The 25,926-nt window shown below is 63.1% G+C and carries 19 protein-coding genes; 8 read left to right on the top strand and 11 right to left on the bottom strand.

The window, feature by feature from the left end; all coding sequences use genetic code 11:
* Positions 1 to 36 precede the first annotated feature (36 nt).
* Both NKI29_RS00290 and NKI29_RS00285 read right to left on the bottom strand, forming a co-directional pair.
* On the bottom strand, positions 37 to 1,506 hold the full coding sequence (locus tag NKI29_RS00290) for a cobyric acid synthase (protein ID WP_023676483.1): 1,470 nt from the start codon (positions 1,504 to 1,506) through the stop codon (positions 37 to 39).
* Between the two features lie 2 nt (positions 1,507 to 1,508).
* Positions 1,509 to 2,123, bottom strand: coding sequence for a dimethylsulfonioproprionate lyase family protein (locus NKI29_RS00285; protein WP_023676484.1), 615 nt, complete (start codon positions 2,121 to 2,123; stop codon positions 1,509 to 1,511).
* A 151-nt stretch (positions 2,124 to 2,274) separates the two neighbouring features.
* Here NKI29_RS00285 and NKI29_RS00280 point away from each other — a divergent pair, with 151 nt between their 5' ends.
* Together NKI29_RS00280 and mmsB are read left to right on the top strand one after the other, a co-directional pair.
* Complete coding sequence (locus NKI29_RS00280) at positions 2,275 to 3,441, top strand: isobutyryl-CoA dehydrogenase (protein ID WP_023676485.1); 1,167 nt, start codon at positions 2,275 to 2,277, stop codon at positions 3,439 to 3,441.
* Between the two features lie 169 nt (positions 3,442 to 3,610).
* Entirely contained in the window at positions 3,611 to 4,495 is an 885-nt protein-coding gene (gene mmsB, locus NKI29_RS00275) for a 3-hydroxyisobutyrate dehydrogenase (protein ID WP_023676486.1), read from the top strand.
* 328 nt (positions 4,496 to 4,823) lie between these two features.
* Here the strand turns inward: mmsB and NKI29_RS00270 are convergent, their stop codons facing one another.
* The 3 genes from NKI29_RS00270 to NKI29_RS00260 all read right to left on the bottom strand — a co-directional run bounded on the left by NKI29_RS00270 (position 4,824) and on the right by NKI29_RS00260 (position 9,768).
* Positions 4,824 to 6,203 carry an aspartate aminotransferase family protein gene (locus tag NKI29_RS00270; protein WP_352452083.1) on the bottom strand — a complete coding sequence of 460 codons (1,380 nt, stop codon included), beginning with the start codon at positions 6,201 to 6,203 and terminating at the stop codon, positions 4,824 to 4,826.
* Positions 6,204 to 6,443: 240 nt separating this feature from the next.
* Positions 6,444 to 8,513, bottom strand: a complete 2,070-nt coding sequence (locus NKI29_RS00265) for a prolyl oligopeptidase family serine peptidase (protein WP_352795303.1) — start codon at positions 8,511 to 8,513, stop codon at positions 6,444 to 6,446.
* 94 nt (positions 8,514 to 8,607) lie between these two features.
* Positions 8,608 to 9,768 (bottom strand): MFS transporter, encoded by a 1,161-nt coding sequence (locus tag NKI29_RS00260; protein WP_352568936.1) that lies wholly within the window; start codon positions 9,766 to 9,768, stop codon positions 8,608 to 8,610.
* A gap of 208 nt (positions 9,769 to 9,976) precedes the next feature.
* Between NKI29_RS00260 and NKI29_RS00255 the strand changes: the two genes are divergently transcribed.
* The 4 genes from NKI29_RS00255 to NKI29_RS00240 all read left to right on the top strand — a co-directional run bounded on the left by NKI29_RS00255 (position 9,977) and on the right by NKI29_RS00240 (position 17,277).
* Complete coding sequence (locus tag NKI29_RS00255; RefSeq protein ID WP_023676493.1) at positions 9,977 to 11,554, top strand: trimethylamine methyltransferase family protein; 1,578 nt, start codon at positions 9,977 to 9,979, stop codon at positions 11,552 to 11,554.
* Between the two features lie 132 nt (positions 11,555 to 11,686).
* Entirely contained in the window at positions 11,687 to 14,272 is a 2,586-nt protein-coding gene (locus NKI29_RS00250) for a GcvT family protein (protein WP_352568937.1), read from the top strand.
* Between the two features lie 88 nt (positions 14,273 to 14,360).
* A complete protein-coding gene (locus tag NKI29_RS00245; RefSeq protein WP_352795302.1) occupies positions 14,361 to 15,938 on the top strand; it encodes an ArnT family glycosyltransferase in 1,578 nt (525 codons plus the stop codon).
* A 25-nt stretch (positions 15,939 to 15,963) separates the two neighbouring features.
* Complete coding sequence (locus NKI29_RS00240; protein WP_352568998.1) at positions 15,964 to 17,277, top strand: M24 family metallopeptidase; 1,314 nt, start codon at positions 15,964 to 15,966, stop codon at positions 17,275 to 17,277.
* Positions 17,278 to 17,387: 110 nt separating this feature from the next.
* Here NKI29_RS00240 and NKI29_RS00235 read toward each other — a convergent pair whose 3' ends face one another.
* Positions 17,388 to 18,188, bottom strand: coding sequence for a phosphate/phosphite/phosphonate ABC transporter substrate-binding protein (locus NKI29_RS00235; protein ID WP_352454603.1), 801 nt, complete (start codon positions 18,186 to 18,188; stop codon positions 17,388 to 17,390).
* Between the two features lie 83 nt (positions 18,189 to 18,271).
* Entirely contained in the window at positions 18,272 to 19,282 is a 1,011-nt protein-coding gene (locus NKI29_RS00230; protein ID WP_352568940.1) for a fatty acid desaturase, read from the bottom strand.
* A 227-nt stretch (positions 19,283 to 19,509) separates the two neighbouring features.
* On the opposite strand from NKI29_RS00230, the gene NKI29_RS00225 reads away from it, so the two are divergent.
* Positions 19,510 to 20,352 (top strand): helix-turn-helix domain-containing protein, encoded by an 843-nt coding sequence (locus tag NKI29_RS00225; RefSeq protein ID WP_352454605.1) that lies wholly within the window; start codon positions 19,510 to 19,512, stop codon positions 20,350 to 20,352.
* A gap of 88 nt (positions 20,353 to 20,440) precedes the next feature.
* The gene (gene bmt / locus NKI29_RS00220; protein WP_352568941.1) at positions 20,441 to 21,457 is read left to right on the top strand and encodes a betaine--homocysteine S-methyltransferase; all 1,017 of its coding nucleotides are present in this window, start codon (positions 20,441 to 20,443) and stop codon (positions 21,455 to 21,457) included.
* 149 nt (positions 21,458 to 21,606) lie between these two features.
* On the opposite strand, the gene NKI29_RS00215 is transcribed toward bmt, so the two are convergent.
* The 4 genes from NKI29_RS00215 to NKI29_RS00200 all read right to left on the bottom strand — a co-directional run bounded on the left by NKI29_RS00215 (position 21,607) and on the right by NKI29_RS00200 (position 25,845).
* Positions 21,607 to 23,724, bottom strand: a complete 2,118-nt coding sequence (locus tag NKI29_RS00215; RefSeq protein WP_352568942.1) for a vWA domain-containing protein — start codon at positions 23,722 to 23,724, stop codon at positions 21,607 to 21,609.
* Positions 23,725 to 23,726: 2 nt separating this feature from the next.
* Positions 23,727 to 24,287, bottom strand: a complete 561-nt coding sequence (locus NKI29_RS00210) for an RNA polymerase sigma factor (RefSeq protein WP_352452095.1) — start codon at positions 24,285 to 24,287, stop codon at positions 23,727 to 23,729.
* Positions 24,288 to 24,355: 68 nt separating this feature from the next.
* The gene (locus NKI29_RS00205) at positions 24,356 to 25,111 is read right to left on the bottom strand and encodes a dienelactone hydrolase family protein (protein ID WP_352568943.1); all 756 of its coding nucleotides are present in this window, start codon (positions 25,109 to 25,111) and stop codon (positions 24,356 to 24,358) included.
* Positions 25,112 to 25,215: 104 nt separating this feature from the next.
* Complete coding sequence (locus NKI29_RS00200) at positions 25,216 to 25,845, bottom strand: hypothetical protein (protein WP_352568944.1); 630 nt, start codon at positions 25,843 to 25,845, stop codon at positions 25,216 to 25,218.
* Positions 25,846 to 25,926 lie beyond the last annotated feature (81 nt).

The following is a 25,926-nucleotide window of genomic DNA, read 5'->3' as shown; positions in this document are numbered from 1 at the left end:
CCGGTTTTCGGACAAGATCATGCTCAAGCAAAGTATCTAACGCGCCAGCCCAAAAATCGCGTCGCAGTCGAGGTGGGTTTCCAGTTCGGCTGCGATCTCGTCCAGTGCCCGTTCGACCTCGGCGCGGTAGTCGATGCCGCCGCCCTTGACGCCAAGGCTTTCGAGGAATTTCGCCCGGAAGGCATCGGCGGAAAACAGCCCGTGCATATAGGTGCCCAGCACCTTGCCGTCGGCCGAGATAGCACCGTCATCGATGCCGTTGATAACGGCGGACGGCCGCAGCGTATCCGGACCTGTGGTGCGGCCGAGATGGATCTCGTAGCCCTCGAGCGGCAGATCGAACGGCACCGAGCGCGCGCTGACGTTGCGCACCGTCTTTTCCGGCTCCATCACCGTTTCGACGTCGAGCAGCCCGAGGCCTTGCGTTTCTGTAACGCTGCCCTCGATGCCGTCGGGATCGCGCACGCTACGACCAAGCATCTGGAAGCCGCCGCAAATGCCGACGATATGACCACCGCGTTTCCTATGCGCGGCAAGGTCGCGGTCCCAGCCGTTCTCGCGAAATTTCAGGAGATCGCCGATCGTCGACTTCGAGCCGGGAATGACCACCAGACCCGCATCTTCGGGCAAGCGCTCACCAGGCGGCACGAACACCACCTCGACCTGCGGTTCGGCCTTGAGCGGGTCGAGATCGTCGAAATTGGCGATGCGCGAGAGCATCGGCACGGCAACCTTCAGCGCGCGCTTCTCGCCGGACGCCAGTCGTTCGAGCACGACGGAATCTTCCGATGGCAGCCGCGCCGCCGCCTTCAGCCACGGCACGACGCCAAAACAGCGCCAGCCGGTGAATTTTTCGATCGCCTCGATGCCATCGTCGAACAGCGAGACATCGCCGCGGAACTTGTTGATAAGGTAGCCGACGATCATGCGCCGGTCCTCGTCCGGCAGGATCAGATGGGTGCCCGCGACCGAGGCGATGACGCCGCCGCGATCGATATCGCCGACCAGGATCACCGGCACGCCGGCGCGCGTCGCAAAGCCCATATTGGCAATGTCGTGGCTCCTGAGATTGATCTCGGCCGGCGATCCCGCGCCCTCGACAATGACTAGGTCGGCGCCCTCGCCGACCGTCGCCCAGGAGTCCAGCACCGCATCCATCAGCCGGCCCTTCAGCGCCTGGTAGTCGCGCGCCCGCGCCTCGCCGAACACCTTGCCCTGCACGACGACTTGAGCGCCGACATCGGTCTGCGGCTTGAGCAGCACCGGGTTCATGTGGATCGTCGGCGCCACGCCGCAGGCGATCGCCTGCAGCCATTGGGCGCGGCCGATCTCGCCGCCGCCTGAATCGCCTGGAATATCGGCGACGGCGGCGTTGTTGGACATGTTCTGCGGCTTGAACGGCCGCACCTTCAAGCCGCGCTTCTTCGCCGCGCGGCACAGACCGGCGACGAGCACCGTCTTGCCGACATCCGAACCCGTGCCCTGCAGCATGATCGCCTTGGCCATTATCAGCCCCTGCCCTGCGCAACAGTTCCGGTGATCGTCGACTTGGCCGCCAGTGGCCCGCCACGCCAGAGATAGAGCGCCAGCAGCGGCTCCTTGCCGGTGCGCATGGCGTGGTTGATGTCAGAGGCATGGTGGATCACCTCGCCCGCCGCTCGAAGGCGAAAACCGCCGTCGCCCATGCGCCATTCGGTGCCGCCGGTCAGCGGGATGTAGATCTCCTCCGCGACATGGTGATGATCGGGGTAGACGATGTCGGGTCCAAGGATCAGCAGGCCGGCCGCAACCTCGTCATTGACGAAATGCCCGCGTGTACCGAACACCTCCAGCCAGCCGTAATTGTCGATGAAAACCTTGCCGAAATCCGCCTCGCCATAGGTTTGCCCCCAGCGCAGATCGCCGCGACGCTCCGCAACCAGCCGCGCCAGCGGCTTGGCCGCAGCGGGAGCGAGTTCGACGATACGGTCGAGCTGAAGGAGACAAGGCAGTGCATGCGGTTCGAGCGGCCGGCTTGGCATGTCCCAGCCGATTCGGGCCACGGCGTCGCGCACCAGCGCATCATCGAACGTCTGGAGATAGGCATGGAAGCGTCCAAGCAGTTCGTCGAAATTTGTCGTCACACTTTGCTCCAAAGCGCATTCGCACACAGCCGCTGCCCAGATGGTTGGATGGAGACGATCGGGTTGCGCGGCGGCATCATTGGTCTAGATTGGACTGCGCGCAAAGCCAAAAACGACAGGCCAGCAGGCCGGAAACATCAGGGAGCACGCCATGGACGCCGCTGTCGATGCGGGCACCAGCCAGTTCGAACTCAACGAAGACCAGCGCGCCATCCAGGAGATGGCGCAAGCCTTCGCCGCCGACCGTGTGGCGCCGAACGCACTCGACTGGGATCGCAACAAGTATTTCCCCGCCGATGTGATCCGCGAGACAGGTCCGCTCGGCCTTGGCGGCATCTATGTCCGCGAGGATGTCGGCGGCTCGGGGCTCGGCCGGCTCGACGCCGTGCTGATCTTCGAAGCGCTTTCGCGGGCCGATCCGGCGTTTTCCGCCTTCATCTCGATCCACAATATGGCGGCATCGATGATCGACCGCTTCGGCAGCGACGAGCAATGTCGGCGCTTCCTGCCGAAGCTGACCTCGATGGAATGGCTGGCCAGCTACTGCCTGACCGAGCCGGGTTCGGGATCCGATGCCGCGGCGCTGAAGACGCGTGCGGTCAAAAGCGGCGGCGATTATGTGCTGAACGGCGCCAAGCAGTTTATCTCCGGTGCCGGCGACAGCGACCTCTATGTCGTCATGGCGCGCACCGGCGCCGACGGGCCGAAAGGCATTTCCACCTTCGTCGTGCCGAACGATGCGCCCGGCCTTTCCTTCGGCGCCAACGAGCGCAAGATGGGCTGGCACATGCAGTCGACCCGCCAGGTCGTCTTCGAGGACTGCAAGGTGCCGGCGGAAAACCTGCTGTCGGTCGAGGGCGCCGGTTTCGGCATCGCCATGGCCGGGTTGGACGGCGGCCGGTTGAACATCGCTGCCTGCTCGCTCGGCGGCGCGCAATCGGCGCTCGACAAGGCACTCGCCTACACCGCCGAACGCAAGGCTTTCGGCTCGAAGATCAACCAGTTCCAGGCGCTGCAGTTCAAGCTCGCCGACATGGAGACCGAACTGCAGGCAGCGCGCGTCTTCCTCTACACCGCCGCCTCGAAGCTCGACCGCAACGCGCCGGATGCCTCGAAATGGTCGGCGATGGCCAAGCGCTTCGTCACCGACACCGGCTTCAACGTCGCCAACGACGCCCTGCAGCTGCATGGCGGCTATGGTTACCTGCACGACTACGGCATCGAGAAGCTGGTGCGGGACCTGCGTGTCCACCAGATCCTCGAAGGCACCAACGAGATCATGCGCGTCATCATCGCTCGCGCGCTGATCGGACGATAGAGAATTTAGTGAATAGTGAATAGTGAATGGTGAATGGTGCATGGTGAATGGTGAGGCTATCATATAGACCATGAGGTAATACATGATCCATACTGACTACTTACTACTGACTACTGACTATTCACTATTCACTATTCACTATTCACTATTCCACTCACGGAGCGCCATTATGACCACCATCGCCTTCATCGGCCTCGGCAATATGGGCAATCCGATGGCCTCCAACCTGGTCAAGGCCGGATATGCCGTGCACGGCTTCGACCTGGTGCCGGAGAACCTCGTCATCGCCAGGGAACACGGCGTCGTCGTCATGGCCAACGCCGTTGCGGCGGTGAAAGACGCCGATGCGGTCATCACCATGTTGCCGGCCGGCAAGCATGTTCTGTCGGTTTACGCAGACATAGCGTCCAAGGCAAAAAAAGGCGCGCTGTTCATCGATTCCTCGACCATCGATGTCGAGTCGGCTCGAAAGGCCCATGCCATCGCCGCCAAGCACGGGTTGCTGTCGATCGACGCGCCGGTCTCCGGCGGCACGGGCGGTGCGGCGGCCGGCACGCTGACCTTCATGGCCGGCGGTTCGAAGGATGCCTTCGCCAAGGCCGAACCAATCCTCAAGCCGATGGCCGGCCGCATCGTTCATTGCGGCGACGACGGCGCCGGACAGGCGGCGAAGATCTGCAACAATATGATTTTGGGCATTTCGATGATCGGCGTTGCCGAGGCCTTCGTGCTGGCGGAAAAGCTCGGCCTGTCGCACCAGGCGCTGTTCGACGTCGCCTCGACCTCGTCCGGCCAGTGCTGGTCGCTGACCACCTATTGCCCGGTGCCCGGCCCGGTGCCGACATCGCCCGCCAACAATGGCTATAAGCCTGGGTTCGCGGCGGCACTGATGCTGAAGGACCTGAAACTGTCGCAGGAGGCCGCACAGAGCGTCGGTGCAGCAACGCCGCTCGGCGCCGAGGCAGCCCAGCTCTATGCGCTGTTCAACGCACAAGGGAATGCCGGCGCGGATTTTTCCGGCATCATTAATTTCCTCCGTGGTAACCCGGCGTAAGCTTCCAAGTTCACAGGTTTTCGATCTGCCCAAAGCGGAAAGTCGGCAAATTTAGGTTTGCTTAAGCTCTTGCTAACCCTGCAGTAACGATATGCGTTTAGAACGGATTGCGAGGCGGACATCCGCCCGGCGCTCCGGATCAGGTCTCGCGTACCGGAGCCCGTAAGTTTCGCCGTTAGTTTCGCAAGTGTATTGTTGGCGAAGCGCCATGCGTATCTGGCAAAGCCGCGTTCCGATGGAGCGCGGTTTTTGCGTTTTCGCATCCTCGCCTGGCGAGCGCCCATTCGAACGCCGGGCGCCCGACATGGAGCGCCCAGCGATCGCCTCCCTAATGCTTGCGCAAATCTGCTTGCGCCAGGTCGAGCGCCGTGGCGATGCGGTCGCAGGCCATGTCGATCGTCTCGCGCGTCCAGATCAGCGGCGGCGACAGGATCATCGTGTCGCCGGTAGCGCGCAGCATCATGCCCTGGACAATCGCGTGGTCGCGAACCATCACCGCCGCGCTGCCGGCCGGCAGGAAGCGCTCCTTGGTCACCTTGTCCTTGACGATCTCGATCGCCCCCATCAGCCCGAACGAGCGCACCTCGCCGACCAGATCGTGCCCACCGAGACGTTCCTGCAGCGCCCTGGCGAAGTAAGGCCCGGTGTCGTTCCTCACGCGCTCGACCAGGCCTTCGCGCTCGATGATCTCGAGGTTCTTCAGTGCCACCGCGCAGGCCACCGGATGCCCGGCATAGGTGTAGCCGTGATAGAATTCGCCGCCCTTTTCGACCAGCGTCGCCGCGATGCGGTCGCCGACCAGCAGCGCCGACAGCGGCTGATAGCCAGAGGTCAGCGCCTTGGCCGTGGTGATGGTGTCGGGCTCGACATCGAAGGCTTGTGCGGCGAACCACTCGCCTGTGCGGCCATATCCGGTGATGACCTCGTCCAGCATCAGCAGGACATCGTATTTGCGGCAGATGCGCTGCACCTCCGGCCAATAGCTCATCGGCGGGATCTTCACCCCGCCTGCCCCCATTACCGGCTCGCCGATGAAGGCGGCCACCTTGTCGGCGCCGGCTTCGAGGATCGCGTCCTCGACCGCTTTTGCCGCACGCAGGCCGAAATCATGGTCGCTTTCGCCGGGCAGTGCGAGCTCATAGGCATAGGGCATCATCACATGGACGATGTTGGGCACGGCGCCGCCGAGCTGCTTGTGCATCAAATCCATGCCGCCGAGCGAGGCGCCGGCGATGGTCGAGCCGTGGTAGCCCATCTTGCGTGAGATGATGCGGTTCTTCTCGGGCCTGCCTTCCAGCACCCAATAGTGACGGACCAGGCGCAGCGCCGTGTCGTTGGCCTCCGAACCGGACGAGCCGTAGAACACCTGGTTGATGTGCCTTGGCGCGATCTCCGCCAGCTTTTTCGACAGCAGAACCGGCGTCGGCGTCGAGCATTTGAAGAAAGAGTTGTAGTAGGGCAATTCCTTCATCTGGGCGTAGGCGGCGTCGGCAAGCTCGTCGCGGCCATAGCCGACATTGACGCACCACAGCCCAGCCATGCCGTCGAGGATTTCCGTCCCTTCGGCATCATAGATGAACGGCCCGTTGGCGTGGGTGATGATGCGCGAGCCGGTCTCGCGCATCTCTTTGTGGTCGGTGAACGGATGAAGGTGATGCGCGGCATCGATCTGCTGAAGCTGCTTCAGCGAATAATTCTGGTAGGTCATGTCTGGTCTTTCCTCTTGAACCAATCCGGCAGCTTTCGCGCCGGGGCGGATTCGTCAGAGGACAGCGGGCGGCGAATAGCCGATGCGAGCGCAGAGCCGCAACAGCTCGGCGCGTAGCGTGCGCGACGACGGCGTCACCGCCACCCCAAATGCGCAACCCGATTTCGCCAGCCGAGCCATGCATGCACCTTAGGCTGCCTCGAGCCCTCAGTTCAAGCCGTGCCGGTCAAGCGACGCCGGTCAATTGGTGCCAGTCAGGGCCCGCTGCAGGAAGACGTACTTCATCGCCGCCTGTGCGGCCTGCGGCCGCCGGTCGCCGCGTCCGCCATGGCCGCCCTCGGTCTCCTCGAAGAACAGCGTCTTGCCGTGGCCGGCCGCCTGCAGCCGTGCCGCCATCTTGCGGGCATGCCCGGGATGGACGCGATCGTCGGCGGTCGAGGTCGTCAGCAACACCGGCGGATAGGCTGCATCCGTGTCTACATGCTGATAGGGCGAATAGGCGGCGAGCCAGGCTGCCTCTTCCGGCTTCGCCGGATCGCCATACTCGGCCATCCATGACGCGCCGGGCGGCAGCTCGGTGTAGCGCAGCATATCGAGCAGCGGCACGTCGATGATCACTGCACCGAACAATTCCGGGTGCTGGGTCAGCGAGACGCCGGTCAGCAAGCCACCATTCGATCCGCCCTGGATGCCCAGTGTGGCGGGCGTAGCGATGCCGCGTTTGACCAGATCTTGCGCGACCGCGGCGAAATCGTCGAAGGCATTCTGGCGATTGGCCTTGAGCGCCGCCTGATGCCAGTTCGGGCCGAACTCGCCGCCGCCGCGGATGTTGGCCTGCACATAGGCATTGCCCTTCTCCAGCCACAGCCTGCCGCGCACGCCGGCATAGCCGGGCAGCAGCGGCACTTCGAAGCCGCCATAGCCGTAAAGCAATGTCGGCACGGGTCCATGCAAGTCGCGCCTCCTGACGACGAAGTACGGGATCATCGTGCCATCCTTCGAGCGCGCCTCGAACTGTTCGGAGACCAGGGACGACGCATCGAAACGCGCCGGCTGCGACTTCACCGTTGCCAGCCCCGCGGCGTTGTCGTCCGACCAGATGATCGAGCTCGGCGTCAGGAAATCGGTGAAGGAGAAGGAGACGCTGGAACCGAAATGCTCGGCATGGCTGATGCCGACATTGCCGTTTTCGGGCAACGCCACGGGCTTGAACTCCCAGCCGCTGTCGCTGCGCTTGCCGGCGACGACCTTGCCGCGCACATTGTCCATCAAATTGATGAACAGCCGGTCCTGCGTGCGGGCAATACCGGCGATCGAGACACGGTGCGCCGGCTCGAGCACGGTACCGAGGGATCCGAATAGCCTGGTTTCGATCCAGCGCTCGAAATCGAGTGAATAGAGCCCGTCGGGCTTACAAAGCGTGCCGTCCGGCGCAGTCCACGGGGTACGCACGCCGAAGACGAGCTGGCCCTTGAACAGCGCTGTATCGGTGACGTCGTCCGGCAACGGGATGCGCCTGTTCTCGCCGGAAGGCAGCCGCAGGAAGCTGTGCGAGGCGAAGAAGTCGATGGTTCGGGCGAGGAAGACATGACGCTTGTCGCCGTCGAATTCGACGGACCCGCCGGCGGCAAGATCCTGCTTCAGCGCCTCGAAGATCGGCATCGCCGCTTCCAGTGTCGTGCCGCGCCGCCAAAGCTTGACCACGCGCGGATAACCGGACTGGGTCTTGTCGTCCTCCTCGAAGGCGGCGGAAACGATAACCGTGTCCTCGTCCAGCCAGCTAAAGCTCGATTTCGAGGCAGGAGCGCGAAAGCCGCCATCGACGAACGATCTGCTTTCGATATCGAATTCGCGCATCTCGCTGGCATCGCCGCCATCCGGCGACAGGTTGAGCAGGCAGCGGCTGAAGTCGGGGTAGAGCCGGCTGGCGCCGCTGAACACCCATTTCACCCCCTCTTTCGCCGCCAGACTGTCGAAGTCGATGATCGTCTGCCATTCCGGCTTGCCGGTCTTGTAGGAGGCGACGGTGGTGCGCCGCCAGAGGCCGAGTACGTTCGTCCGGTCCTGCCAGAAATTATAGACATAGCCGTTGATAGCGGCCCCGACGGCGATGTTATCCTCGGCTGTCATCAGGTCGAGCGCCGTCTCGAACGACGTCTGATAGGACGGATCACCCTGCAGCTCCCCGACCGTAACTGCATTTTGGTGATGCACCCAGTCGAGCGCCTGCTTGCCCCTCCTGTCCTCAAGCCAGAGAAACGGGTCTTCGGCCGCCGAACCCGGCTGGCCCTTGGTATTCGATTTGGTCATGAGGTCTCCGGTTGAGTCGGGTGGCGACATAGCCAAGATCGACATGGGCCGCTTACATTCAAGTCATTCGTCAGAAACGGCGGCTTTCTGGCATTCACACCATCCGTCTTCGAATGACCGTTACAACTGCCAGCGCCAGGCAAATGGCACCGAGCGTCATTGGCAGGCCGCCGGCGCCAACAACATCCATGGCGCTGCCCGCCAGCGGCGGCACGGCGATGCCGCCGACGCCCCACATCAGCGAGAAGGCGGCGTTGCCGGCGACCAGTGCCGAGCCGGTGAACCGCTCGCCGAGTTCAATGATCGACATCGTGTAAATGCCGTAGGAAACCGCGCCCCAGATGAAGACGCACGGCCAGATCAGCGGCGTCTCGATGAGAACCGGCAACAGAACGCATCCGAGCACCGTCATCGAAACACAGATGAACCGCACCAGCCGCGCCGTCAGTCGTTCCGCCAGCAGGCCGAGCGGCACCTGCATAGCGATGTTGCCGGCGATCATCACCGACAGCAGCGCCGACATGCGCGCTTCCGCAATGCCGTAATGCGTTCCATAGACCGGCAGCAAGGCGAGCACCGCCTGTTCGAAACCGGCGGCCACGATCACCGCCGATAACAGCAGCCACGCCTGCGGCACGAACCCCAGCACCGAAACGCGGTGCCCGCTCTCGTCGACCCTCGGCAGCCGTGCCAGCACCGAGGCGAGGCAGGCGCCGCAAAACAGAAATGCGGCGATGCCGACCAGAAACGGCGGCCATCCCATGGTGCCGACCGCAAGCAGGCACAGCGGTCCCGCCGCAAAGCCCGCCGAAATGATCGTCGAATAGATGCCCATGACGCGGCCGCGGCGTGTCGGCGGCGCCAGTGCGATCACCCAGACTTCGCTCAGCACGTAGAGCGGGTTGGTGACGGCGCCGATCAAAAAGCGCAGAGGAAACCACAGATAGACATTTTGCGTCCAGCCGATCAGCGCCAGCACCAGCGCGGAAAGTGCCGCGCAAGTAAGCGCGGTGCGCCCTGCCCCGAAACGCCGTGCCAGCGCCGGAACCAGCGGCGACGAGACGATGAAGCCGATCGGCGTCATTGCCGCCGACAGGCCGATCATGGCCGGCGAGACGCCCTGGCGCTGCAGGATGAAGCTCAACAGCGGATAGCTCAGCCCTTGCGCGATGGCGAACACCGAGACGGTGGCGATCACGCCGGTGATTGCCGCCCATTGCACTGTCTCGCCGCTGTCCTGTTCCGCCCGGTCCATGATGCAGGACTAGCGTTTCGCTTTCATCGCGGTAAGCACCGGCAACGAAAACCGCTTGCGCCAGCCGGAAGAGATAAGAGCCTGACGATCCCTCCGGCTGCCCTTCAGGCATGTCGCTTCCCTCGTCCTAGTGGTCGCCGCCTCCGCAATGGCTGGCCGGCCGGCAGTCCATTATGCCGCCGCATTGCCGCAGCGTACGAGGACTATCATGACCGCCGCCCTTCAGCCCGCCGAACCTGCATTGGCAAACGACCGCGCCCGTCGCGGCGGCCGCGCGGGAAAGCGTGCCGGCGGATCGGCGGCGTTCGAGCAGCCGCCGTTTCGGCAGTTGAAGAACCCGCTGGCGCCGACCCGGCTGGTTTCCGACGACGAGCTGGAATCTATCCACCTCGCCTCTCTGCGCGTGCTGCGGGAAATCGGCGTCGACGTGCTGCATGACGAAGCCCGGCGCATCATGAAGGCGCATGGCGCCGATGTCCGCGAAGGCAGCGAGCGGGTGCGCTTCGACAGTGACATGATCCTGGAACTGGTTGCGCACTGCCCGCCGGAATTCACCATCCACGCCCGCAACCCGGCGCACAACGTGCGCTTCGGCGGCGATAATCTGATCATCTCGATGATGGCGTCGGCGCCCAATTGCTCCGACGTCGATCGCGGCCGCCGGCCGGGCAACCAGCAGGACTACCGCAACTTCCTCAAGCTTGCGCAGATGCACAACATATTGAACTGCACGGGCGGCTATCCGGTCGAGCCGATCGACATCCATCCGTCCGTCCGCCACCTTGAATGCATCCGTGACCTCGCCACGCTGACCGACAAGATGTTCCACATCTATTCGCTCGGCAAGGAGCGCAACGTCGACGGCATCGAGATCACCAGGATCGCACGCGGCATCAGCCATGAGCAGTTGCTTGCAGAGCCGTCGGTATTCACCATCATCAACACCAATTCGCCGCTCAAGCTCGACGTGCCGATGATGGAAGGCATCATCCAGATGTCGAGCAAGGGCCAGGTTGTCATCGTGACGCCGTTCACCCTGTCCGGCGCCATGGCGCCGGTGACGATTGCCGGCGCGCTGGTGCAGCAGAATGCCGAGGCGCTGTCCGGCATCGCCTTTGCGCAGATGGTGCGCAAGGGCGCGCCTGTCGGCTACGGCGGCTTCACCTCGAACGTCGATATGAAGTCCGGCGCGCCGGCCTTCGGCACGCCGGAATATATGAAGGCGCAGCTGGTCGGCGGGCAGCTCGCCCGCCGCTACAACATCCCCTACCGCACCTCCAACACCTGCGCCGCCAACACGGTCGATGCGCAGGCCGCCTATGAAAGCGTGTTCTCACTGTGGGGCGCCATCCAGGGCGGCGGCAATCTGATGATGCATGCGGCCGGCTGGCTGGAAGGCGGCCTGCGCTGCTCCTACGAGAAGACCATCCTCGACATAGACCTGTTGCAGATGGTCGCCGAGTTCCTGACGCCGCTCGATCTTTCCGAGGAAGCACTCGGTTTCGACGCCATACAGTCCGTCGGCCCCGGCGGCCATTTCTTCGGCACCCAGCACACGCAGGACCGCTACAAGACCGCGTTCTATGCGCCTATTATCTCGGACTGGCGCAATTTCGAGAGTTGGGCGGAGGCCGGGTCGCCGACGGCGCTCGAAAAGGCCAATCGCGTCTGGAAGGAACGGCTGGCCTCCTATGAAGAGCCTTACATGGATCCGGCAATCAGGGAGGAGCTCAACGCTTTCGTCGACAAGCGCCGGGCCGAAGGCGGCGCGCCGACCGATTTCTGATCATCTGATGAGTAGTCGACCCCCACTCCGTCTTGATGGCAGGCTGGCCGGAAACATCGCTGTATCCGATCTCCGCTTTGTTTTCGCGCCCCGCTCACTCGATTCAATCTCTTCAAAAACGGAATTATCTTCATGAAATCTCATGCAAAAGCGGTTGTCATCGGCGGCGGGGTCGTTGGCTGCTCGGTGCTCTATCATCTGGCCAAGGCTGGCTGGACCGACATCATGCTGATCGAGCGTTCGGAGCTCACTTCCGGCTCGTCCTGGCATGCGGCGGGCGGCTTCCATACGCTGAACGGCGATCCCAACGTCGCCAAGCTGCAGGCCTACACGGTGCAGCTTTACAAGGAGATCGAGGAGATTTCCGGCCAATCCTGCTCGCTGCACCTGACCGGCGGCGTGATGATGGCCGACACGCCCGAGCGCATGGACTTCTTGCGGCTCGCCCACGCCAAGGGCCGCTATCTCGGCATGGACACCGAACTGATCACGCCGTCCGAAGCCAAGGCGATGTTCCCGCTGATGGACGAGACGAATTTCGTCGGCGCCATGTGGGATCCAGTCGAGGGCCATCTCGACCCTTCCGGCACCACCCATGCGTATGCCAAGGCCGCCAGGAAGCTAGGCGCCGAGATCGTACTGCGCAACCGCGTCGTGGAACTGACGCAGGAGGTCGACGGCACCTGGAACGTCGTCACTGAGCAAGGCACAGTCAAAGCCGAGCATGTGGTCAACTGCGGCGGCCTGTGGGCGCGCGAGATCGGTCGCATGGTCGGCGTCGAACTGCCGGTGCTGGCCATGGAGCACATGTATCTCCTGACCGAGCCGATGCCGGAGGTCGAGGAATTCAACAAGTCGACCGGCCGCGAGATGATTGGCGTGCTCGATTTCAAGGGCGAAATCTATACCCGCCAGGAACGCAACGGCATCCTGCTCGGCACCTATGAAAAGGCCTGCAAGCCGTGGTCGCCGGTCAACACGCCCTGGGATTTCGGCCACGAGCTGCTGCAGCCAGACATCGACCGCATCGCGCCGTCGCTCGAGATCGGCTTCAAGCATTTCCCCGGCATCGAAAAGGCCGGCATCAAGCAGATCATCAACGGCCCCTTCACCTTCGCGCTGGACGGCAACCCGCTGGTCGGCCCGGTGCAGGGCCTGACCAATTTCTGGTGCGCCTGCGCCGTCATGGCCGGCTTCAGCCAGGGCGGCGGCGTCGGCCTGGCGCTGTCGAACTGGATGGTCCATGGTGACCCCGGCTTCGACGTCTGGGGCATGGACGTTGCGCGCTTCGGCGAATGGGCAACGCTGCGCTATACCAACGCAAAGGTCCGCGAAAATTATTCGCGCCGTTTCTCCATCCGCTTTCCCAACGAGGAATTACCGGCGGCAAGACCAGCGCAGACGACCCCGCTTTACGACACCATGCTGGCCAACAACGCCGTCATGGGCGACAGCTGGGGTCTCGAAACCCCGCTCTGGTTCGCGCCGAAAGGCTCGGAGCCGAACGACGTCGTGTCCTTCCACCGCTCCAATGATTTCCGCCCGATCGGCGAGGAGGTGCGCGCCACCCGCGAGAAGGTCGGCGTCACCGAGATCGCCAACTTCGCCAAATACGAAGTCTCCGGACCGGGGGCCGAGGACTTTCTCAACCGGCTGATGACCAATCGCATGCCGAAGACCGGCCGCATCGTGCTGACGCCGATGCTGAACGAGTTCGGCAGACTGATCGGCGACTTCACCATCGCCAAGGCGGGCCCAAGGGGTGGGGAAGACCGCTTCATGATCTGGGGTTCTTCGGCAGCGCAAAAATACCACATGCGCTGGTTCGAGAAGCATCTGCCAAAGGATGGAAGCATCCGCATCCACCGCTTCGACCAGACGCTGGTCGGTCTCTCCATCGCCGGGCCGAAATCCCGCGACCTGCTGCAGAAACTGGTCGATGTCGACATCTCGACCAAGGCCTTCCGCTTTATGGATTTCCGCGAGATGGCGGTCGGCGGCGCGCCTTGCATGGTCAATCGGATCACCTACACCGGCGACCTCGGCTACGAGATATGGATGGCGCCTGCCTACCAGCGCCTGGTCTACAAGGCGATCAAGGAGGCTGGCGAAGAGTTTGGGCTTGTCGATTTCGGCATGCGGGCTTTGCTCTCTATGCGCCTTGAGAAGAACTTCCCGACCTGGTTCCGCGAGCTACGTCCGATCTACGGACCGTTCGAAGGCTCGATGGACCGCTTCATCAAGCTGGAGAAGAACGACTTCATCGGCCGGGAAGCAGCGGCCAAGGAACAGGCAGAAGGGCCGAAACTGCGCCGTGTCTCCTTCATCGTCGATGCCGCGGATGCAGACGTCATGGGCGACGAGCCGATCTGGGCCAAGGTCGGCGGCAAGGATTACGGCACCGTGGAAAAGCCGCATGGCTATGGCGCGCCGCGCTTCGACGCGGGCGGCAAGGAAGTGCGCGGCTCGAACGCCGCCGAAGGCGCGTCTGCCGTGCGCGGCATTGTCGACGGCGACTGGCGGGTGGTCGGCTGGGTCACCTCCGGCGGCTATGCGCATTATGTCGAGAAGTCGATGGCGCAAGGCTATGTACCGGCAGCGCTTGCCGAGAACGAGAGCGCCGGCCTGTTCGAGATCGAAATCCTCGGGCACCGGCGTCCCGCACGCATCAATGTCGAACCGCCCTTCGACCCGAGCGGCGAAAAGATGAGGACGTAGGCGCAGCCAGCCGGTCGCATTGTGCGGAGCATACTCTTCATGCTAGCGCAGCCGGCAACACTCTGCTGGCAAGGGCGATGAGATTTCATTGAAGTACAATCTGAGATGGGCCGAGTGGCTGGCCGAGGGACGGATCGGCCCCTTCCCGGCAACGATCGTCATGGTCGCGGCTTATTTTGCCTTGCAGACCATCATACTGTCCCTGTTGAGCTCTTGGGCGGGAACCGGCGTCGGCATCGATGATGCGGAGCAGCTGATCTATGTTCCGTATCTCTGGGCTGGATATGGCGGCTCGCAACCACCCCTGTACACCTGGATCAACTGGCTGGCCGCGCATGTTTTCGGCACCAGTATCTTCACGCTGAAGCTCGTCAAATACTCCGTGCTGTTCCTTGCCGCCTGCAGCGTGTTCGCCGCCATGCGGCGGTTCGGCTACACCAAAGCGACAGCGGCGGCGGCCATGTTCGGCCTGTTTACGATCCCGCAGATCGTCTGGGAATCGCAGCGCGCCTTGTCGCATTCCGTCGCCGTCGTCGGCTTCTGCTCGCTGCTCCTGCTGGCCATGGCCTATCTTCTCGAGCGGCGAAGCATGATCGCCTATGCGGCGTTTGGCCTGGCCACCGCGGCGGCAATTCTTGCCAAATATAATGATGTCTTCCTCGTGGTGGCCCTTGTTGCGGCCGTGCTGTCGCTGCGCGAATGGCGCAGCGCGATCCTCGGTCCGAAGTTCGCCATCAGCATAGCGGTCGCGATATTGGTGCTGGCGCCGACCACCTATTGGAGCCTCATGCATCCCGCCGATTTATTGTCGAGAGGCGAGAAGTTCGGAATAGACGCGCAACAAGGGCGCGTGGCGGCGGCCTTTGTCGGCGCCGGCAAGTTTATCATGGGCACCTTCAATTTCGCGGTCTTGCCGGTGCTCGTTTCCGCCCTGGCTTTCTGGCTGGCGAAGTTCCGTTTCTCGGAGCGGCTCCCGAAAGGTCCGGCAAGGGAAATTCTGTTGTGGCGTACCTTGGCGCTCGGCTTGGCCATGCTGGCAATACTTGTACTTGCCACCGGCGTGACGGTGGTCAAGGACCGCTGGCTGCTGCCGGTCCTGTTCATGTTGCCGCTGGCCATCGTCGCCACTATGGAACGGCTGGCGCCGCGGGGCAGGAATGCGCAGCTCCTGGTGATCGCGGCTGGAGCGATCATCGCCGTGCTGCTCGCGCCCGCCACCTGGTACGTCCAGATAAACGGGACCAGTGGCCTCTCGCGGATGATCCGCGTGGATTACCCCGCCCTCTATCGCCAACTGACTGCGGACGGACCGGTCAAAACCGCAATATCTGATGGTGCATGGGTCGGAAACCTGCGGTTGGTCGACGAAAAACTGCTCGCACTTGACCAGGAAGTGCCTAATTTCGAAACGCTGATGCAGGAGCCGGCCGTACTCGTCTGGCTTGACCGAGACGATCCGCGTCCGGTCATTTTGGAGCAGCTCAAAGCGGCCGGCTATGAGCCGGACGGCCAACCACGGCAAATGATGGTTCCGCTGTTGCGCGGCACCGGCAAGTCCGCCCGGGCCGGCGCCTATGTAAGATTGAAGAGAATGGCGGTGGGAGAAGCCACGGCGCCCAAGGGAGGCGTTAGCGGAGGAGCCGAGGGTGGACAGGAACCCGACTGACCGGCCCCGTCATCACCGCAAGATCATGCCGTTCGAGCCCGACGGCTCGAATGATGTGCTGCGCAAAAAATCGCAGCTGAAGGCCGCTGAACTCAACCAGCATGCGCTGGGCTATGGAGCGCTGGCGGAAGCCGAATGGCAGGCGGCGGGCATTGCTGCTCCTGACCTGCCCGCCATGCGCCGATACCGGCTCGAGCGCATCCGCGCCGAGCTGAAGCGCCGCGACTATGCGGGAGCCCTGCTCTACGATCCGGTCAATATCCGCTATGCCACCGACGCAACCAACATGCAGCTCTGGGTCGCACACAATCGGACCAGGCATTGTTTCGTTGCCACCGATGGCCCGGTGGTGCTGTTCGACTATTTCTCCTGCGAGCACCTTTCCGATCATTCCGGCGTCGTCGACGAGGTGCGGCCGGCGGTGTCGTGGGCTTATCTGTACAGCGGCGAGCTGACCGGTCAAAAAGTCCGCCGCTGGGCAGCCGGCATCGCCGACCTGGTATTGGAACATGGCGGCGGCAATCGCCGCATCGCAGTCGACCACATCAATCCCGAGGGCATCGAAGAGCTCGCCCGCCTCGGCATCTCGACCGGCAATGGCGAGGCGGTGATGGAAAATGCGCGGCTGATCAAATCGCCCGACGAAATCCTTGCCATGCGCCGGGCGATCGCCGCTTGCGAGGCGGCAATGGGCGAGATGGAGAAGGCGCTGAGGCCTGGCATCTCCGAGAACGAATTGTGGGCCGAACTCCATCGCGGCAACATCGCGCGCGGCGGCGAATGGATCGAAACCCGGCTCCTGTCGTCGGGTCCGCGCACCAATCCATGGTTCCAGGAGTGTTCGTCGCGGACGATCGAGGCCGGCGAGCTCGTCGCTTTCGACACCGACCTGATCGGTCCTTACGGCTTCTGCGCCGACCTTTCGCGCACCTGGCTTTGCGGTGACGCGCCGCCGTCGCAGGAGCAGCGCGACCTGTTCCGCATCGCCGCCGACCAGATCGCCCACAACACGGAGCTGATGCGGCCGGGCATATCGTTCCGCGACCTCGTCGAGCGCTCGTCAGTGCCACCGGGAGACTGCTTCCCGGCCCGTTACGGGGTGCTCTATCACGGCGTCGGCCTTGCCGACGAATACCCGACTTTGCCGCATGCTAGCGACTGGACCGACGACACACCGGACGGAGTGCTCGAACCTGGCATGGTGCTGTGCGTCGAGAGCTATATCGGTCGGCTTGGCGGCTACGAAGGCGTCAAGATCGAAGAACAGATCCTGATCACTGAAACCGGCAACGAGAAGCTTTCGACCTACCCGCTCGACAATCGGCTGCTTGGCGGCTGAGCGACGCTAATGCATGTCGCGCAAAAGTGTGCAGCGGCTTTGCGATAAACGACATGCATAAAACAAGAATCTAAAGCGCGTCGCATGAGGCCGACCGAACGCGACGCGCTTTATGCGAGCGCGGCGATCGCCTCGCGCATCGCAGCGACGATCGTTTCCGGCGTTGTCCTGGCCGTGATGAACGGCAAGCCTTTGCGCCGCCTTGTCCAGCCGACGACCGTCACCTTCTGCGCCGCCGGCTCGAAACTCTGCGCCAGCGCCCAGCTCTCGCAATCGATCGCCGCGACGTCCGCCCTGCCCTCGGCAACGGCAACGATCGAAGCACGGTGCCCACAGCTTTCGCTCAGCGCGGAAAAGATATCCAAACTCTCGCCCAATGCTTGCAGGTCGCGGGCTGGCGCGATGATGCCCGACATGGAATCGAGGCTGTTGAAGGTGAAGCGCTTGCTGCGAAGCTGATCGAGCGGAATGACGGCACCGCCGTCGGCCGGCGCCCTTGCCGGCGGTGCCTCGCCCGCCCTCATGACGATGGCGCTCGAATAGAGTTCGCCCTGTCCACCCTCGAAGGCGTCGTAACGCGGCTGGCCGACGAGCTGGACACGCTGCGACAGGCCGAGTTCCATCGGTCCCCAGCAGGTTTGCGCAAAGAGCAGCGCCGGATGCAGCCAGAGCTGGTGAAAATCCAGTTCGTCCGGCGGCAATGTCGCCGGATCGGGCGCGATGGGTTTTCCCTGATCATCGCGAATACCGCCAGGCACGGGGGGCAAATCGCCGGTGCGGCGGATGATCGTCTCCGGCGCATCGATGCCTTTTTGTCTGAAAGCATCGCGCAGCCGCGCCCATTGCGCGTCGACATCGTCCCGCGCTTCCGGCCAGTCGTACATCGGCAAAGCCGCAATGAATTCACTCATGCCGGGATTTGACCGTTATGCGGGGAAATTGACAAGGTCAGGAAAGCGTCGTCCGCGCGGCACCGCCTGCAACAACGCAAGAATCATTCTTTCGGCGGCTCGGCGGGTACCGGTGCGCTGCCAAGCCCATTGAGGCTGCGTGCCCTGACGCGCGGCTTGAATGCGCGTCCTGGTTCCGGCATGCGCCGCAGCACGGGATGGACGACCGGCTCCTTCGCCTTGAAGGCATAGGCCTTGAGCAGCGCGAAATAGTTCGGATAGGCGTAGCCATTGTTCATCCGCAGCCATTCGTCACGGCGGTCGCGAAACACCTTCGGCAGCCTGTACCAGGCCACCGTCGGGCTCTTGTGATGGACGAAATGCAGATTGTTGTTGAGGAACAGGAAGGACAGCGGCGAGCGCTCGACGATGATCGTGCGGCCTTCCGGATGTTCAGACCATTGGTGCTCGGCGTAGGTGCGGATCGAAATCAGCGACTGCCCAAGCCACACCGGCACCAGAACGTAAAGCCACAACGGCATGCCGAAGCCGAACTGCACGACAGGCAGCACCACGACGAGGCCGATCGCATGCAGCAGCCATGCCTTGCGGATGGAATTGTCGCCCGCGGCAACCTGCCTGGCGTCGTCGATGAAAAAGCCGATGCAGGAAAGCCACGGGCCTAGCACCAAACGCCCGATCATCGTGTTGTTGACCTTCAGCAGGAATTTCATCGCCGACGGCAGCTCCTCGTGCTGCCAGAGCGCCTTGTAATAGCTTTCGGGATCGTCGAGCGGATCGGTCAGGCGCTCGTCCGCATGGTGGCGCAGGTGAATGGTCTTGAATCGGCGAAACGGCCAGACAAGGCCAATCGGCAGGAACACAAAGGCTTCGTTGAGCCGCGCATTCCGGGTTGGGTGGCCGTGCAGGACCTCGTGCATCAGCGAGGATTGCAGCGCCGCAATCAGGGTCAGAAAGGCGAGTGCCAGCAGCGGGTAGGATGGCCAGAGCAGAAAGCCGGCAGCGAGCCAGCCGCCGTAGCATAGAAGTGCGAGAAATACGGTCGGCCATTCGATGGTCGCTGCGCCGTGTCGCCTGTTGCCCATGCTCGTCATGCTATCGACCACTGCCTTCCAGTCGCCGGAACCCGTTTGATTCCTGACAACATTGTGTCAGGAGCGTTGCGTCGGCGCAACGCGATAAAGCGCACAAACTGTTGCGATTGCGCATTTTCAGCTGCATATGTTATGTATTGTAAACAAGCTCGTAGATTCATTTACGCTCGAAACGCCATGTAGACCGCTTCGGCGCAAAATTTTGCTCACGTAGGGAGAGTAGGGATTTGGACAAGCGCGACCTGTCGACGATCTTTCGCGAGCGCCTGAAAATGCTCTTGACAAGGTCCGATCTGAACCAGTCGGCCTTCGCCGCCGCGGTTGGCATCGACCGTTCGGCACTGTCGCAGCTGCTCTCCGGCGCCTCGACCCGCCTTCCCCGTGCTGAAACGCTGCTCAACATCGCCGCCGAATTCAAAGTCTCGCTCGACTGGCTGCTCGGCCTCAGCCACGATGAGGGCGTCACCGGTGAAATCCGCGAGAGCCTTGAGATCGAGGAGGCGCCGGACGGCTTCGACCGCACGCTGCTGGCTCGCTGGCATGCCGAGGCGGCGGGAACGAAAATCCGCTACGTGCCGGCCGGCATTCCCGACCTTCTGCGCACCGAGGCGCTTGTCGACTACGAAGCCGTCATCGCCAACAAGAGCCGCGAGGCACAGGCCGGCGAAACGCAGTACCGCATCGACTATAACCGCCGGCCCGAAACCGACATGGAAGTCTGTATGCCGCGCCACACGCTGGAGATCTTCTCGCGTGGGCTGGGCGTGTGGGACCGCTTTCCGGAGGCCGACCGCCACCAGCAGCTCCTCCATATGGCGACGCTGCTCGACGACCTCTATCCCACCTTCCGCCTGTTTCTCTATGACGGGCGGATGCGCTATTCGATCCCATACACCATCTTTGGACCCTATCGCGCCGCCATTTACGTCGGCGACATGTATCTGGTGCTGAACGCCACGCAGCCGATCCGCATCCTGACCAGCCATTTCGACAATCTGATCCGTGCCGCGGACGTCAACGCGCATGAAGCGGCCAGCTTCACACGAAAGCTGGCGGAGATGCGATTTTGACCGGTTGCTCTACGCGCCGACATTGACGGCACATAAAGAATTCTTTATATCCTTATCTCAGTTATTCTTCCGCGAAGGCGTATTTCACATGACCAATCCGATCGACGCTCTGCTTGCCGAAAAGGGCGTCCTGCTCGCCGATGGCGCCACCGGCACCAATCTGTTCGCCATGGGCCTTGAGGCCGGAGAGGCTCCCGAGCTCTTGAACGAGACCGCGCCCGACACCATCACCAGCCTGCACCAGAACTTTGTCGATGCCGGCGCCGACATCATCCTGACCAACTCTTTTGGCGGCACCCGCCATCGGCTCAAGCTGCACCACGCGCAGGACCGCGTCTATGCGCTGAACAAGCGCGCGGCCGAGATCGCAAGCGCCGTCGCCGGCAACGCTGGCCGCAAGGTGATCGTGGCCGGCTCCGTCGGCCCGACCGGCGAGCTGCTGGTGCCGCTCGGCGCCATGACCTATGACGAGGCGGTCGAAGCCTTTGCCGAGCAGATTGAGGGGCTGAAGGCCGGCGGCGCCGAAGTCGCCTGGATCGAAACCATGTCGGCGCCTGACGAAATCCGCGCCGCCGCCGAAGCCGCCATCCGCGTCGGCCTGCCCTATACCTATACCGGCTCCTTCGACACCGCCGGCCGCACCATGATGGGACTGCTGCCGAAGGACATCCACGGCGTCGTCGATGGCCTGTCGCAGACACCGCTCGGTGTCGGCGCCAATTGCGGTGTCGGCGCCTCCGACATTCTCGCGTCGCTGCTCGACATGACCGAGGCGAAGCCGGAAGCAACGGTGATCGTCAAGGGCAATTGCGGCATTCCCGAATTTCGCGGTGCCGAGATCTACTATTCCGGCACACCCGAGCTGATGGCCGACTATGTGCGCCTCGCCGTCGATGCCGGCGCCAAAATCGTCGGCGGCTGCTGCGGCACCTCGTTCCAGCACCTCGCCGCCATGCGCAAGGCGCTCGATGCGCACACCAAGTCGGATCGCCCGACCGTCGAGCAGATCGTCGAACGCATCGGCCCGATGCGCAACAAGCAGGCTACGGTCAATGCCGCCGAGACCAGCGAAGCCCGCCGCGAGCGGCGCCGCGGACGCGCCTGACGCTTTCGTCTGCGACATAGTCCGCGCGAAGCAGTGCGGCCGCGAAAAAAGGCCGGCAAGGTTTCCCTCGCCGGCCTGCCTCACCCGCCCGTAGGCCGGCTCCCCCTATCAGAACGATCCCATCTGAAAGAAACCGGCCGTCATTGCCACTACCGGTTACCGCCGAGCGCCGAGGCAAGGCGCACAAGCGAGAGGAACTCGGACCGGTATCCAAACGGGTCGGCTCCTCTGGCGGCGGTGGCAATCTCCATGATCTTGTCGTAGCCGAACTTCGCGGTCGCATCCTCGTCGCGCAGCTTCTGGCCGAAAGCAGCAACGGCAACGGAGAAACGCTGGTCGGTGCTGGCCTGGTCGAACGACGCCACCTCGTTGGCTGACGTTACCGGCGTGGTGATCAGCTTCGAGGTGTCCTCGTTCGGCAGCTTGTAGCGGATCTTGACGAAAGCATATTCGTCGGCATTGGCGACACCGCCATTGTTCACCGAGGCCTGGCCGTAGCGCAGCTGGTCGATCTGTTCGCCGCCGCTGCCCTTAGGCGTGATCTCGTAGATCGCGGTGACTGAATGACCTGAGCCGATCTCGCCGGCATCGACCCGGTCATTGTTGAAATCCTCTCGGTTCAAGGCGCGGGTTTCGTAGCCAATCAGCCGGTACTCCGAGACCTTGTTCGGGTTGAACTCGACCTGGATCTTCACGTCCTTGGCGATGGTGAACAGTGTCGAGGAGGCATCCTCGACCAGCACCTTCTCGGCCTCCGCCAACGTATCGATGTAGGCAGCAGTGCCATTGCCGTTCTGGGCGATGGTCTGCATCATCTGGTCGTTCAGATTGTCGCGGCCGAAGCCGAACACCGACAGGAATACGCCTGTCTTGCGCTCCTTTTCGATCAGCCGCTTCAGGTCGTCGTCGTCGGTCTGGCCGACATTGAAGTCGCCATCGGTGGCGAGCATCACCCGATTGATGCCGTCCTTGACGAAGGATTTCTGCGCCAGCCTGTAGGCTTCCTTGATGCCGGCCTCGCCTGCCGTCGAGCCGCCGGATGTCAGATTGTCGATGGCAGCGAGGATCTTGTCCTTTTCCGAAGCCTTGGTGGGCTCCAGCACGGTACCGGCATCGCCCGCATAGGTGACGATCGAGACGGTGTCGTCAGGTCTCAGCTTGTTGACCAGCAGCCGGAAGGCCGACTGCAGGAGCGGCAGCTTGTCCTGCTCGTTCATCGAGCCCGACACATCGATCAGGAAGACCAGATTGGCCCTGGGCTGCTCGGCCGGCTTCACGTCGAAACCCTTGATGGCGACATGCATCAGCCTGGTGTGCTCGTTCCACGGCGTCGGCATGACGCTGACGGTCGAGTTGAACGGCGTCGAGGCGGAGTCCGGGCCTTTCCAGTCATAGGGGAAGTAGTTGACCATCTCCTCGACGCGAACCGTGTCGGCCTGCGGGATAAAGCCTTCCTTCAGCGAGCGCCGGACGAAGGAATAGGAAGCGGTGTCGACATCGATCGAGAAGGTCGAGACCGGGTCTTCAAGTGCGGCATGCACGGGGTTGGTCTTGAAATTCTCGACACGGTCGCGGTTTTCCTCTTGCGGCAGCATCTGGTCGGCCGGCGCAGCGGCGGGCTGCTGTGCCATCAGCTTGGGCTCGGCAACCGTGCCAGGCATGCGTCCGACCCGCGCGCCGCCATCGACTGCCGGAGCCGCGGAGCTTGCACCCCCATCCAACGCGAACTCGCCGCTCTGCGCCGGTTCGGGTGCATTGCGGCTGAGCACATCCTGCTGCGTCAGCCCGCCGACCGCGGTCGATTCCGCCTTCGGCGGCGATGTCGGCGCCACAAGCGCCTCGCCGGTGTCGCGGCTTTCACTGTCGGCGTCCGCCTTCTTCTGCTTGTCCGCTTCGGCAACGACCGGCGGTTTGACGGTCGCCGGTTTGTCAGCCAGCGTTTCGGTGATCTTATCCCCGCCGAATTCGGGCCCGCCGAATTTGGATTCCCCCAGCATATAAATGGTAGCGTATCCGGCGATCGGCAGGGCAACGAGCCCGGCAATGGCCGGCGTGGCGAAGAGTTTCTTTTGCATGATTTCGCTCCAGAGCCTTTGTGCTCGCTCTGTGAGACGAAGCCCGCTCACCGATCCTTGGGCGCCCGGCAAAGTTTTTTCTTCCATGTCATAGGCGCGCAGCGCGGCCTGGAGGGCACGCGCCTTTGCGTCCGCGTCCGGCGCCGGTGCTGCGATGTCGCGCAGTCTGTTCAGTTCGTTGTCGTCGACCATGGTCACACTTCCCCGGCTGAACGCATCAGCGTCTTCAGCCGTTTCTTCGCTTCATGGATGTGCCAGGAAACCGTCGTCTCCGAGATCGCCATCGCCTCGGCGGCGGCGGCGTGGCTCAGCCCTTCGCCATAAACCAGCAGCACCGCATCGCGCTGCTTGTCCGGCAGCTTGCGCACCGCTGCCCAGAGCGCCTCGGCCGGGTCTTCCGGCTCAGCCGAGATTTCCCCCGAAATCAGCGCATAGGCGCCATAGGCCTCGGTCTTGACCGTCTCGCGGGCGGTCTTGCGCATCATGTCGCGCGCCGCATTCAGCGTCATGGTGTAGAGCCACGTCGTGAAGGCACCGCTGCCGTGATAGTCGCGGATCGCCCGCCCGAGCCGGACGCAGACTTCCTGGGCGATGTCCTCGGCGTCGGCCTTTTTCCCGCACCAACGATAGGCGGCGCGATAGACGAAACCATAGTGCCTTTCGAGCAACTTGCCGAAAGCACCCCGGTCTCCGCCCTTCGCCCGTCCGATCAGTTCGGCGTCGGAGGCTTCGCTTTCGTCCAGCATCATCGCCATCATTTGCCTGTTGGACGAAGGCTAATGGCGGTTCCTTGGGGCGATGGAAAGAATTTTTTGGCGGGCGGTCACGTCGTAATGGTTGGCGTGCCTTGGCCGAGCGTCTCCGCAAACAGCGTCGTCAGCCGCTTCCAGTGGCGTTCGGCGCCGGCTGCATCGAAGGCACTATGGTCCGGCATGCACCAGCCATGCGTCACACCGGCATAGTTCTCTATGACATGGTCGACCTCGGCGGCGCGCAGTGCTTCGGCGAGCCGCGCCGATTGCTCCGGCGGAAAGCTGCGGTCCACACCGGCAGTGCCGATATAGATCCTTGCCTTGATTGACGCTGCCTTCCGGTACGGACTGTCGGCGGCGTCACCGGCCAGATTGCCGCCGTGGAAACTGGCAGCGGCGGCGATGCGGTCGGAATAGGTGGCCGCGGCGTTCAGCGCCCGCGCTCCGCCCATGCAGTAGCCGACAATGCCGACCGGCCCGGTCAGGCCTTGCGCAGCGAGCGCATCGAGGAAAGCGCCGCTGTCGCGGATCGTCATCTCCTGGGTCGTGCCGCCGACGAGACCTGTGATTGCGGCCTTGCTCCTCTCGTCACTGAACGCAGTCTTGGCTTCGAAAGGGCCGTAGGGCGCGTTGCGGTAAAAAAGGTCCGGCACAAGCACCGCATAGCCCTCGCCCGTAAGCCGCTCCGCCATCTGATCAAGCGCCGGTCGCGGACCGAAAACGTCCATGTAGAGGATGATCGCTGCCTTGGCTGGGGCCGCCGAACGGAACAGCCGGGCCTTGGCAATGCCGTCGCTTGTCTTGATCTGCATCGCTTGCGTGGCCATCATCCGCTCCGTTGATCTGACGTGCGATAGATACCCGCGGTGACCGTCGCGGCAAGCTGTAATGAGGCGATCTGCTTCAAGATTTCGTGCGGCATTCGGCGACGCTACAGACGCGCGAATGCTGCCATGTGAAAGGCCTGAACCTCGGCCGGATAGCGATAATCGGTACCGTAAGGACAGGCGTTGCGTTCGAGGCAGCCGCCGGTCCGGCAGGGCGCGCCGTTTTGCCCGCGCACATGGGCCAGACAGGTTTCATGTGCAAAACCATTCGCAGAATAAGCCTCGACCGGACAGGATTTCAGGCAAGGTTTTTCCAAACATGTATCGCAAAGGTGAATCACGTCGTGGGGTTCTTGGAGCGCAATCTCATTTTCGAACAGCAGCGCGCCGCGATAGGCATGCCAGAGCCCGTATTGCGGATGCATGAGAATGCCGAGCGGTGACGGCTTCAGCCCCTCCGCACGTATCGCCCATTGCTGGAACGGCAGATAAGGCCTGTCGGACGGTGACACGGCGCGCGCCCCGAATTTTCCGGCCACCGCGCCGATCACTTCGCGAGACCATCTGTCGAGCGGATCGTCGATCGGCTGTGACTGTCTTTCCAGCCAGCGCAGGAAATGCGGCCATGGCGCAGCGCCCGCCTGCCCCACCAGCAGAACGGATCTGGCGGCAGCGCCGGAGAGACCGGAGGGTGTTTCTTCACCACCTGCAAAATTGAAGCCGCCGCGAAGCATGAGGCCGGAGGCGGAAAGCGCTGCCGCGATTGTTTCAGTCATGCCGCGCTCGGGATCATCCCTTCTTGTCCGGGTCGGAGA

Origin of the sequence: Mesorhizobium sp. M0678 (assembly GCF_040320505.1) — a bacterium.
In the GTDB taxonomy this organism is placed as follows: domain Bacteria; phylum Pseudomonadota; class Alphaproteobacteria; order Rhizobiales; family Rhizobiaceae; genus Mesorhizobium.
Note: the sequence above shows the minus strand (reverse complement) of the source record. Positions and strands in the feature narration are given on the sequence as shown.